Source organism: Paenibacillus sinensis, assembly GCF_019904155.1.
Taxonomy (GTDB): domain Bacteria; phylum Bacillota; class Bacilli; order Paenibacillales; family Paenibacillaceae; genus Paenibacillus_AQ; species Paenibacillus_AQ sinensis.
The window spans coordinates 46,871-58,888 of the sequence record NZ_JAHCMB010000051.1; the positions used below are offsets into that span (position 1 = coordinate 46,871).

Consider the following 12,018-nt stretch of genomic DNA (forward strand, 5'->3'; position numbering starts at 1 on the left):
TTCTCATCCATGTATTATTGCAGCACAACACTCTGATCAGGAAACGGCTTCTGCCGCTTGCGCAGTGCGGTGAACGCTCTGCTGACGAGCAAGACCGTCCACAGTACGATTACAGCGTCGATAGCCAAAGACCCGTAATACACGCCCGCCACTCCCATCACCCGGGGCAACAGCAGCATGACCGGCACATAGAACACAAGCTGTCTTGCCATGCCGATCAGAGCAGCCGGTTTCCCCTGGTCGATCGACGGAAACAGCGTCATGGCCATGAAAATGGCTGACAGCAGCGGCAGAACAGCCATGTACAACCGGAAATACAGCAGTTGCTCGGCGCCTAAAGACTGCTCCGGCATCATGAGGTGGAGAATAAACTGCGGCGAGGCCATCGACAAGATCCAGAAGGGAAGCGTCAGCACCATCGAGGCGAACGTGAAAATTTTATAAGACCGGATAACCCGCTCCCACCGCCCGGCTCCATAGTTGATGCCAATGACCGGCTGCAGCGCCCGCATTAAGCCAAAGATTGGTGTCAGCAAAAAAGTGAATACACGATAGACGACGCCGTAGAAGGCGATATCCTGCACAGTGCCATGGCGAGCCAGCGCGTTGAATACGACAATTCCCTGCACCAGACTCATCACGACCATAATCAGCGAGGAGAAGCCAAGGCTCAATATGGATTTGATGATGGAAGCTTCCCAATACAAAAGAGAGGCTTTCGTCTTGAATGAGGAGAAGCCCCGGCTGAAATAGATCCAGCCAAGCAGCGAGTAGACGAGCATTCCGGCATTCGTAGCCCAGGCTGCACCTTCAATACCTAGCCCCATTCGGGCAACCAGCACATAGTTAAAAAGAACATCGGCGGCAAGACCGATCCCCATAACCAGTGCGGCTGTCTTCATTTTGCCTTCGGCTCTCACAATCATGTTCGTGGCCAGCCCGTAAATCCAGAACAAGGCGCCGAGGACGGTAATACGGAAATAATGTTCGCCCAGAACCAGCGCATCGCCTTCTCCGCCCATCAGCCGGATCAGCTGATTGGAGAATAATAATCCGAAGGCCATGTACACAACCGTAATCAGGAGCGTGAGACTGTTCACATGACCCAGCAGCTTCTCCTGCTTCGCTTTGTCCTTGCTCCCGATGGCGATGCTGAGCACAGCCCCCGCCCCTACGCCGATCAGCGAGCCGATCCCATTGGTAATCTGGGTGAGCGGATAGGCTACCGACACACCGGCTAGCGCCGTCTCCCCGATGTAGCGTCCAACAAACACCGCGGCGATGACGGCATTCAGACCATACAGCACCATCGCTATGATGGCCGGCCAAGACAGCCGCAGCATAACGCTCCACAAATTTCCATCCACAATGAATTGCTGCTCTGATTTCTCGCTGTTGCTCATACCGCTCACACTCTCGCCTCCTTGGGCGCTGCTATTTTCCACCCGCTCGTTCGGCTCTGGGTATTCCATAGCTTGGCGTACAGCCCGCAGGTCTGAAGCAATTCGTCATGCCGTCCCTGGCTGACCACCCTGCCTTTATCCAGCACGATGATGTTGTCCGAACGAATAACCGTCTTCAGCCGATGGGCAATCATGATGACGGTACGCCCCTTCACTAACCGGTTGATCGCCCGCTGCATGTCTGCTTCGTTCTCCGGATCAAGCGAAGAGGTTGCCTCATCAAGCAGAACAACCGGCGCATCCTTCAGAATCGCCCGGGCAATTGAAATCCGCTGCTTCTCGCCGCCGGACAGTGTAGATCCGCCTTCGCCTACCGGCGTGTCGTAGCCGAGCGGCAGCTTCATAATAAACTCATGGCAGCATGCCTCCCGCGCGGCCGCCTCGATTTCCTGTTGCGTAGCGCCCTCTCGGCCATAGCGGATATTGTTTCGGATCGTGTCCTGGAACAGGTAGACATCCTGAAATACCATGGATATTTTTCTCATGAGCTGCTCGGGTTCCACCTTGCCCTGATCCACACCGCCGAACCATATCGTTCCGCTCTGCGGATCGTAAAAGCGGGTAATCAGTCGCAGCATCGTGCTCTTGCCGCTGCCCGACGGTCCTACAATGGACGTAAGCGTCCCTTCCTTCATGTCCACGGACACATCATTCAACACGGTGCTCTTGTCGTACCCAAAGGTAACATGCTCAAAGCGAATATGATGGCCCGTTCCGGTCAGCTTCTCTCCGCCCATCACCGGCTGCTCCAGCAAGCTGACGATGCGTTCGCCCGCCATGGCATCATACTTGAAGGCAGGCAGGCGCATGATGGCAACCGACAGCGGATCGAAGACCCGGGTTCCAACGAGCAGGAACATTGCGAACAGGGGCACGGTCAAATCGCCGCCTACAATGAGATACACCCCGATTATGGTGATCAGCGACAGACCGGTTTCCAGAAATGCGATAGCAACCAGAAAGAACGGACCAAGCGCCCCCTCCAGCTTGATGCTTTCCCTCATATAGTGATGGAAGGCCTGCTCCAGCCTTTTGAAATTCGTACCGCGCAGGTTGTAAGCCTTGATCACCTTCATGCCGAGCAAGTACTCATGCAGCCGGTTGGACTGTGTAATGCGCGCATCCGAATGGCTCTGTCCGAGCTTGCGCTCCAGCCGGCCGACGCTCCACAGAATGAGAAGCGTAACTGGAAAGCCCGCCAGCATCGCCACCGTCAAGCGCCAGTCGATAAATACTAGCCCCGCAAACGCCATCAGCGGAATGACGAGGCCGCTGACGAGCTGCGGAAGCACATGCGTCGCCGCATTTTCCGTCTGGGTGAAATCATTCATCATCGTATGTCCGAGCTCGCCCGCATCCTTTTTCAGCAAGAAGCCCATGGGCAGCTTGCGGATATGCTCGGCAAGCCGGGTACGGCCGTCAGCCGACGCTTCATACGCTCCGCGGAAGACCGTCCGGTAAGCCTGCCGCTCGGCAGCAAACACAAGCGACAGGAACAGCACCATGCCGCCCCATGCCAGCCACAGCGACTTCATGGGAAGGCTGCTGTCTCCTTCGGCAAAGCTCGTATAGATCATGCTGACGGCAAGCGTCATGCAGCCGAAGGGGAACAGATTGGCCATGTTGGCAAGTATAGCCCAGATAATGGGTTTCAACATTTTCCGGGGATTGCCGGCCGTAATGGCATGCAGCCGCTTAATCATGTCGTATGCGCCTCCTCTCTGTGCCGCGCCTCGCCGATTTCCCAGCCCGCAGCCATTGTATAGGCATTCCACATATTGAGGTACAGGCCGCCGCGGGCCAGCAGCTCCGGATGTGTCCCGGCGTCATTGATTTCCCCGTCCTTCAGCACGATAATCCGGTTCGCTTCGGTAATCGTCGTCAATCGGTGCGCTATGATAAGCACGGTCTTCCCGGCAATGAGCTGCTGGAGAGCCATCTGCATCTGGTATTCATTTTCCGGGTCCGCATAGGCCGTTGCTTCATCCAGCACCAGAATAGGCGCATTTTTCAAAATTGCCCGCGCAACCGACACCCTCTGCTCCTCGCCGCCAGACAAATAGACACCGCCTTCCCCGATCTGCGTATCGTAGCCTTCCGGCATCTGCACGATGAAGTCATGGCATTGAGCCGCCCGCGCAGCCGCAAATACCTCTTCCTGCGTTGCCGACGGCCGTCCGGCCAAAATATTGTTGTACAGCGTATCCGCGAACAGAAAAGTGTCCTGAAAGACAAACGACAGGGTATCCATCAGCTTCTCGGTTGAAATAAAGCGCACATCCACTCCACCGATTGAGATGCCGCCCTGCTGCACATCCCAGAAACGCGGGATCAGCTGGGCCACCGTTGACTTGCCGGAGCCGGACGGGCCAACAAGCGCGGTTATTTCCCCCTGTCGCGCCGTAAAGCTAAGTCCCTTCAGCACATTTCTGCCATTCATCCCTTCGTATGAGAAGGTTACATCCCGAAATTCCACATCATAGGAGGATGGTGTTAGTGGAGTGTGCGGCTCGGCTATGGGCTCTTCCGCAAAAATGCCGTCAATGCGTCTGACCCCCTCGATAATAACGTTCATCGTGGACGCCATATTATTCAGCTTGAAGACCGGAGCGGAGATGCCCGGCGCCATAACAAGAAACAGCATCAGCGTGGCCGCAAAGGCAACACTGTCCGGCTGCCCCTCAATGAGGAACAGACCAACCGGCAGAATGAAGGTAGCCAGCGACAGTACGATCACCTTGAACGACACGTAGCCATTTTGAAACTGGTCGGTGTATTGAAGGCTGAAATCCCGGTAGCGGATAATATCCTCATGGAATTTCCGGAATGAGCGGACCGTCTGCCCGAAAATCTTGATGGACGGCATCCCCTTCACATACTGGATCGAGGACGCATTGATATTTTCCAGCGAGTCAAAATACTCCTTCAGCCCTTTCTTCGCCTTCTCTCCCGACATCATGGAGTATTGCGCTGCAAAGCCGACAACCATCGGAATGGTGCAAGCCAGGGCGAACCATACGTTCAGGGAGAACATAATGATAACAATCGCCACGATCATCACGGCGGTGCTGATCAGATCGGGCAGCTGATGGGCGATGAACAGCTCGATTTTCTCGACGTCCTGCTCGACATTCTTCTTCACTTTCCCGCTCGCGTTCTTGCTGAAATAGCCGAGAGGCAGCCGGCCGATATGCTCGGACAGCTTCACCCGGATGCTGTACAAAATGCGGAAAGCGGCGATGTGCGACAGCATTCCTCCGACATACATGAAGAAGTAGCCGAGCAGCATGCCGATTCCTCCCCAAATTACCCAGCGTATCATAAACGGTCCATCCACTTTCGAAATATCCGCCGCATGGCGAAGCAGCTCGCTCATCACCATGTACACGGAAGCGTAGGGCACCAGCATCATCATGACACTGACCGCCGACAAGATGCCGGACCAGAGCAGAAGTGATTTTTTCTCACCGGCCAATTCCAGCAATCTGGGTATCCCTTGCTTGGTTCGATTGTTCAATGCGGTCTTCCCCCTTTCGCGTCAATTCAACTACATGGTCACAGGCAAGCCGGGTCAATATCGGATCATGCGTGATCAGGATGACCGTCTTGCCCGCCCATGCCAGCTTCCTGACCCACTCGACCACATGAAGAACGCCTTCTCCGTCAAGTCCGCTGGTCGGCTCATCCAGGATGATAAGCTCCGCGTCCGAGCAATAGGCCGCCGCCATCGTCACCCGTTGTTTCTCGCCGCCGGACAGAGAGGCCGGATGCCGGCCTTGCAGCGCACTCAGGCCGAAAGCCTCCATTGCTTCGAAGGCTTTGCGGCGCAGCGTCTCATCAATATGGCGGCCCAGCACCAGCTCATTGCCTACGCTGTCGGCATATAGCTGGTAATCGGCATCCTGCATGACCAGGTAGCTCATGGCGCGCCTTTGGCTGGCCGATAATACGGCGCCGTCCTGAACAATCTTTCCGCTCCGCTGACGCAGCAGGCCGCTCAAAATTTTGCCAAGTGTTGTTTTCCCCGCCCCGTTCTCGCCCGTCAACGCGGTTACAGTCCCTTTGGGAAGTGCCAGATCAACACCGGTCAGCCCTTCGGCGCTGCGTTTGTGCCTATAGCCAAGTCCATGCCCTGCAAAGACAGGCGACAGAGGGTCGGCCTGCTCCGTTCGGCCGGTGATGTAGTCCTTCACCATATCGGGGTGGCGCAAGCCATACGGTCTCACCTCGGCATAAGACAGCGCCGCGAACTGCTCCTTCGACCATTGCCGTGAAATCCTTCCCTGCTCCATACAGACGAAGCTGTCGGCGATCGGAAGTAGAGCATGCAAGCGATGCTCGCTGATGACGAGCGTAGTCCCCTCCCGCTTGAGCCTGCCAAGGATCTCGACGATAGACTTCGTCGCCTGCTCATCCAGATTGGCCGTCGGCTCATCCAGGATAAGCAGCGGAGGCGCCAGTATGGAAGCTGCGGCGATCGCAACCCGCTGCTTCTGACCGCTGGAGAGGCGGGCCAGCTTACGATCCAGCAAATGCGCAATGCCCAGCATTTCCGCTTGCCGCTCAATGCGCTCCAGAATGAATTCTGCCGGAAGCCCGAGATTTTCCGCGGAAAAGGCGAGTTCATCCCGGACATTATCCATAAAGAACTGGCTGCGCGGGTCCTGGAACACAACGCCCAGCTTACGCGTCCGCTCCTCGGGCGGCAGCTCCGCCGGGTTCTTCCCGTCCACGAGCACCTCCCCCATGATCTTTCCCGGATAGCAATTGGGCGCAAGACCGTTGATCAGCCTGAGGATCGTGCTCTTGCCGCAGCCCGAGCGGCCGCATAGCACGACGCACTGCCCCGGCGGAACCTTCAGGGAAATATTCCGCACGCCCGGCTCCGCCTGAGCCTCATCTCCATCATGGCCGTATCGAAACGTCACATCGTTCAGAGCAATCATAGAACACTCCCCCCTCCCGTAACTGTCATCACGCCGAGCAGAGCGTAAACCGCAACAGCCGCAGCATCCATTCCACGCAGCTTGGCCAGATGAATGGTCGAACGATGGTTCCGGCTTTCGATCCCCCGCAATTCGGCAGAGGAAGCAAGCTCGGAAGACAGCTTCAGACATCTCACCATCAATGGCACGAAATAGCACTCATAGATAACTGCCGGCCGCCTCAGAACGCTGTGCCAGCGCGGAAAAATGCCCCTCGCTCTGATTCCGTCTCGAATGGATAATATTTCCATAAGCAGCACCGGGAAGAAGCGGATCAGGATACACAGCATTACCGTAATAGGCTTGGGCAGCCTGGCCCGTTCAAATGCATACATAATGCGGCTGGGAGACGTCTGTACCAGCACCGCGCCGATCATGGCAACCGGCATCATTCTGGAGAAGGTATAGAGAATGAGTCCGAAGCCAGCGGAATGTCCCGCCAGCACTTCGGTCAAAGCCAGTATTGCGATGTATGCCAGGACAAAATAGAACGCCTTCCGCAGCATGCCGTGACAGATCAGATACAACGCGCTGAGTCCGACCAAAGCATGCAGCTGCCAGGAATCGGTTGCCAAAATCAGAAGGACTGTGGCAACAATCAACACGACGACATGCGTTCGCGGATCGAGCTGCATCAGACCAGTCTCGCTTTTTTAACATGCTTGCGGAGCATCAGGCGGCCAAGCAGGCAACCTCCCACAGCCCCGGCAAGCGTAATGGAGCACATAATCAGAACCATGCTCGGCGTCTCGTAATAATAGAGCATGTCTGCCAGCGCCTCCGGTGAATAGCTCTTCTCAAGCCCGCTGACATATTGATCTCTAAAGAATATCAGCGGCACAACGCCGCACATCGAATAGCCGACATAGAACAGACTATAGCCTGCTGCATTGCGCACCGGCCGCCTGTAGCTGTCCCCTCCCCACATGACCAGTTCGCATAGCAGGCCGACCACTGCAAATACAAGCAAATAGTAGACAAGTCCGAACGCTACAAAGAAAAGGCCGGTTAACAATGAGCTGAAAAATAAAACGCCCCGTTTGCCGATTTTGTTCGCCATCACCATATAGACCGGGCCATTGATCAGCGCTACGATTCCAGCTCCCATCAAGTAGTTCAACGGATAGGCAAACATTCCGTTAATCGTCATCACAATCAGCATCACAACATTAAAAATCGCCAGAGTAATGAAATCCCTCATTTTCCACCTGTTGCCTTCAATTGCTCCCTTAACTCCCAGACTTGTCTGCATAATTACTCCCCCTTTTTTGGTTGTACAGAACGTAAAAAGCCTTTATAATCGTAATTATTACGATTATGTGTATTCGTTGATAACTTACATCTCTTCCAGTATTATTATATTTGATGATTATGATTATCATTATCAACAATGACTTTTCTGCTTTTTACTTTAATTTCTAGCCGTATGCCCGGTCAATACAATCGCCCGACTTTCGTCCTTTCCCGTTATGCTTTCGTCCGATCTTGTTAAAGAAGGTGATTGAACACAATGAGTGATATAATCGACGAGGTATTTATGCCCTGCCTGGCGGAGACCGGCTTCTATCTGGATACAACCTGTGAGCTATGCTGCAAGGAAGGGCTTTGTTACTCGCTGGACCCGGACAAGGGAAGCGGCTATTTTTGGGCTTATTGCCATCACAGACTGTTCTCTGTGTTTGTGCAGGATTTTGTCTTCCATGAAGATCTTTATTTGCAGTACCGGCAGCCGGAGTATATCTGCATCAGCTGCTATGACTCGGTATGCGGCGAAGAACTGGAGCCGGTTGGCAGCCAGCTGACATGCAATTACGTGAAAGGGCATGCCAGCGGCAGCAAGCTCTATAAGGCCGTCTATCGCAAAAACGTCCCTATTCGCTCAGTCGGAATTGTCATCATTCCCGATTACTATGAAAACTACATAAACACGAAATATCCGGGAGAATACAGAGATTTGCGTACGGCTTTCAGCAGTGTGAACGGGCTGACGGATTTCCCTGAGCTCATGCTCCTTTTTCGCCAGATTCGAAACTACCGCGGCTCGGGGATATCGGCCAAATTGTATTATGAAGGGAAGGTTGCGGAGGCACTGGCGCTCGTAGTCGAGCGGACGATACAGAATAACCCGTTGAATGCACTGTCCAGTCTGTCCGTGCAGGATATCAATAATTTGTCAGAGGTTATGTCCTACATCAATGGGCATTTTGCGTCGGATATTCAATTAAGCCAGCTGGCGAGGATCGCCTGTATGGGGAAGACCAAGCTTAAAGCGACGTTCAAGCAGGCCAATCATTGTACAATAACCGAGTTTATTCAAAAGACAAGAATGAATCATGCCGGTCATTTGTTGACCAGCACAGATCTGAAAATCAGTCAAATCTCCCAAATGGTTGGCTACAAAAATACTAGCCGGTTTTGTGAACTTTTTCGCAAAAGCACCGATCTTACTCCGATGGATTACCGCAAAAGAACCCGGACTGCTGCACTAATGAACATATCTGGAGGGATTCAATGATGACTTTCGCCAACAAAACCGCTTCACCCTGGCTCTTGTCCGAGCCGAGCCATCGGGACGTCCTGCGTATATTTTGCTTGCCCTATGCGGGCGGGGGCGCCTCGATGTACCGGGGCTGGGAGCAGAGCTTGCCTGCCGGAACAGGCTGGTATCCCATTCAGCTGCCAGGAAGGGAGAATCGGATGGCAGAGCCGTCCAGAACGGATATGAGCGCATTGGTTGAAGACATTGCCACGGCAATTGCACCTTATTTGCAGCCCCCTTTTATTCTGCTTGGGCACAGCCTGGGCGCCCGGGTTGCCTTCGAGCTTGCCCGGCAGCTCCGGCGAAGCTCGAAGCCCCAGCCTTGCAGGCTTGTCGTCTCCGGCAGCCGTGCTCCGCACATCCCCGAGCCGAGGCCTCTCCACAAGCTGCCGGATGAAGCCTTTGTGCAGGAGCTGCGCCGCTTCTCCGGTACGCCGGAGGCAATTCTCCAGAACAAGGAGCTTATGGACCTGTTTCTCCCAATATTACGCGCTGACTTCACGCTGGATGAGACATATGTATATTCCGAAGAAAATGAGCTGGGCTGCGCGATTTCAGCTTTTGCCGGTACAAGTGATCCGGAGGCAAACCGGGAAGAAATGAAGGCGTGGAGCGGTTGTACCAACGGAGCGTTTACCCTTGAAATGATTGAAGGCGGCCATTTTTTTGTCAAGACGAATACAGCTCCCCTGTTGAACTCGCTTGCCTCAATCGTTAGGGAGCATATGGAACGGAGAGCATAACTTTGCCGGTGAACGGCAGTCCACAACCGGTGTGAAATCGAGCAGGAGGCACAGCAAAATGCCCATACAGCCGGTCAGGCGACCGCCGCATAGGCGCATTGAGTCATATCTTATTTCAGCGTTACCGCGAGATAAGCGAGCAGGGGAGGCTCATCTTCAGCACATAGCATGGAATACCCAAAGTGCTCCACTAATCGTACCTCCTGCAAAAAAATACGTGTTCCTCGCGTCTTGGGCATTTATGCGGCAAGATCACTAAGGACACGTATTTTTATCTTACTCAGAGGATTGATGACGCAGCAATTACTTATTACTACGAATTTGCTCCGTTATCGCTTAAGCTTTGAAAATTTGATCGATTTCCTGAATTTCTTCAGCCGTCAGCTTAACATCCAGGGTCTTCAGATTATTCAGCACCTGGTCGGCCCGTTTAGCTCCCGGAATCACGGCGTCGATAGCGTCGTTGGCCAAGTACCAGGCCAGAACGACGTGAGCAACTTCAGTGCCCTTGGCGTCCGCGATCCGGCGCACACGCTCCACCTTCTCCAGATTTTGCACAAAGGCTTCGCCCTGGAAATGAGGAATCCCTGCACGCAGATCATTGAAACTCGAATCCTTAGTATATTTACCGGCCAGCAAGCCGGAAGCCAGCGGGAAGTATGGAATAAAGGAAATCTGATTCTGAATCGTATACGGGAAATAGCTTTGCTCGGCAGCACGGTCCAGCAAATTGTATTCGCCCTGGAGCACATCGACATAGCCGTCTTTGTTCGCCTCTTTAAGCTGTTCCAGCGAGAAGTTCGATACCCCGATAGAGCGGATTTTCCCTTCATCCTTTAACTGCTTCAACGCACCAACGGCCTCAGCCTTCGGGGTGTCCTCATCCGGGAAGTGAATGTACATCAGGTCAATATAATCGGTTTGCAGACGCTTTAGGCTCTTCTCAACTTCCTCGCGCAAAAATGCCGGGGAATTATCAAGAATAACTTTTCCGTCAACAATTTTATGAGCTGCCTTGGTGGCGATAACGAGGTCGGAGCGGTTGCCCGTCTCTTTTATCACCTCGCCGATCAGTTCCTCGGAGCGCCCCAGACCATAGAAAAAGGCGGTGTCCAGAAAATTGATCCCGCTCCGGATTGCCTCGCGGACAAGCTCCTTGCCAACCTCTTCATCCAGATTCGGATAGATGTTGTGCCCGCCAACTGCATTGGTGCCTAAACCGATCGGATGAACATACAAATCGGACTTTCCGAGCCGAGCTTTTTCTGTCATTTCAGATAACCTTCTTTCGTTAGACTAATATTGTAGGATGGGCGTATAGTTCCTTGGTTATGCTGTGGCTGGCCTTTACCATAACAGGAATGAGGCTCCGCATCGTTTTTTTGGGCATATTCCCGGCAGAGTCAGCAATAGAGAATGATGCTACGACCTTTTGATCATAGAAAATAGGGCAAGCGATACAATGCATTCCTTCGAGAAATTCCTCATAATCAGTGGCATAGTGCTGCTGTTGGATGACCTCAAGATGGCGGAGAAACAACTCGGGGTCCGTAAAAGTCTGTTCGGTTGCTCTCGTTAAGGATAGATGCTCGGTCAGCTCCAGCTGCTCCGTCTGTCCCAGATTGGCCAGCAAGACCTTTCCCAGCGCACTTTGATGAAGGGGAGTAGACCCCTTTTTGACATACATCATCTGCTTGGAATCGGCATGGAACACCTGATGTTCAACGATGTTGGTGCCGTCCAGAGTGCCAACGAATATATTTCTCGCGACTTTCACCCCTAATTGATAGAAGGTTCGCAAATTAGACCAGTTAGGTGCTTGACCGCTGTCATGATCAGCGGCAAACAGATGCGGGTGAAGCTCATACAGCTTACCGACCTTGGTGATGTAATTCATCTCTTCCAGGGTGTATAACAGCCGAAAAGCAGTGGTCTTGTTTATTCCCAGATAGTCCGAGATATCGGCAAGCTTTAGCCCATGCTTCTCCTTTAACAGATCTAGAATTTGCAGTCCTTTTCTTAAACTGGATACCTCATATCTGGAAATGATCCTCACCTCAGCCTCAAATCTAGCATAAATGAAATTCCGCAGCTTAATCAATGAACGCAGCTTTTGTTTCACAATGTGAAATATTCAAGCTCAGTATCGTCTGCAGATGAGCAAAATAAAAATACGTACCCGAGCGACTTGAGCATAAAAGCGTCAAGGCGCTGCGGACACGTATTTAAGTAATACTTTACAGATTGTAGACGGTACTCTCACTCTTAATGAGCCCTACTCCCACATA

10 protein-coding genes are annotated in these 12,018 nt (G+C 53.2%); 2 read left to right on the forward strand and 8 right to left on the reverse strand.

Going from position 1 to position 12,018, the window contains the following annotated elements; all coding sequences use genetic code 11:
• Window positions 1-14: 14 nt before the first annotated feature.
• Genes KIH86_RS07005 through KIH86_RS07030 form a run of 6 tightly spaced genes read right to left on the reverse strand, consistent with a single transcriptional unit; the run spans window position 15 to window position 7,700 of the window.
• Complete coding sequence (locus tag KIH86_RS07005; RefSeq protein WP_235775303.1) at window positions 15-1,403, reverse strand: MATE family efflux transporter; 1,389 nt, start codon at window positions 1,401-1,403, stop codon at window positions 15-17.
• Between the two features lie 5 nt (window positions 1,404-1,408).
• A complete protein-coding gene (locus KIH86_RS07010) occupies window positions 1,409-3,166 on the reverse strand; it encodes an ABC transporter ATP-binding protein (protein WP_223084894.1) in 1,758 nt (585 codons plus the stop codon).
• A complete protein-coding gene (locus KIH86_RS07015) occupies window positions 3,163-4,872 on the reverse strand; it encodes an ABC transporter ATP-binding protein (protein WP_407672250.1) in 1,710 nt (569 codons plus the stop codon). Before KIH86_RS07015 ends, KIH86_RS07010 begins: the two co-directional genes overlap by 4 nt.
• A 55-nt stretch (window positions 4,873-4,927) precedes the next feature.
• A complete protein-coding gene (locus KIH86_RS07020; protein ID WP_223084897.1) occupies window positions 4,928-6,409 on the reverse strand; it encodes an ABC transporter ATP-binding protein in 1,482 nt (493 codons plus the stop codon).
• On the reverse strand, window positions 6,406-7,083 hold the full coding sequence (locus KIH86_RS07025) for an energy-coupling factor transporter transmembrane component T (protein ID WP_235775298.1): 678 nt from the start codon (window positions 7,081-7,083) through the stop codon (window positions 6,406-6,408). Before KIH86_RS07025 ends, KIH86_RS07020 begins: the two co-directional genes overlap by 4 nt.
• Window positions 7,083-7,700, reverse strand: a complete 618-nt coding sequence (locus tag KIH86_RS07030) for an MptD family putative ECF transporter S component (RefSeq protein ID WP_223084898.1) — start codon at window positions 7,698-7,700, stop codon at window positions 7,083-7,085. The genes KIH86_RS07025 and KIH86_RS07030 overlap by 1 nt, the downstream gene beginning before the upstream one ends.
• Before the next feature lie 258 nt (window positions 7,701-7,958).
• On the opposite strand from KIH86_RS07030, the gene KIH86_RS07035 reads away from it, so the two are divergent.
• The gene (locus KIH86_RS07035; protein ID WP_223084900.1) at window positions 7,959-8,963 is read left to right on the forward strand and encodes a helix-turn-helix domain-containing protein; all 1,005 of its coding nucleotides are present in this window, start codon (window positions 7,959-7,961) and stop codon (window positions 8,961-8,963) included.
• A complete protein-coding gene (locus KIH86_RS07040; protein ID WP_223086043.1) occupies window positions 8,963-9,730 on the forward strand; it encodes a thioesterase II family protein in 768 nt (255 codons plus the stop codon). Before KIH86_RS07035 ends, KIH86_RS07040 begins: the two co-directional genes overlap by 1 nt.
• 336 nt (window positions 9,731-10,066) lie before the next feature.
• Here KIH86_RS07040 and KIH86_RS07045 read toward each other — a convergent pair whose 3' ends face one another.
• Together KIH86_RS07045 and KIH86_RS07050 are read right to left on the reverse strand one after the other, a co-directional pair.
• Window positions 10,067-11,002 (reverse strand): aldo/keto reductase, encoded by a 936-nt coding sequence (locus tag KIH86_RS07045; RefSeq protein ID WP_223084901.1) that lies wholly within the window; start codon window positions 11,000-11,002, stop codon window positions 10,067-10,069.
• A gap of 19 nt (window positions 11,003-11,021) precedes the next feature.
• Window positions 11,022-11,852, reverse strand: coding sequence for an IclR family transcriptional regulator (locus KIH86_RS07050; protein WP_223084903.1), 831 nt, complete (start codon window positions 11,850-11,852; stop codon window positions 11,022-11,024).
• Between the last annotated feature and the right edge of the window lie 166 nt (window positions 11,853-12,018).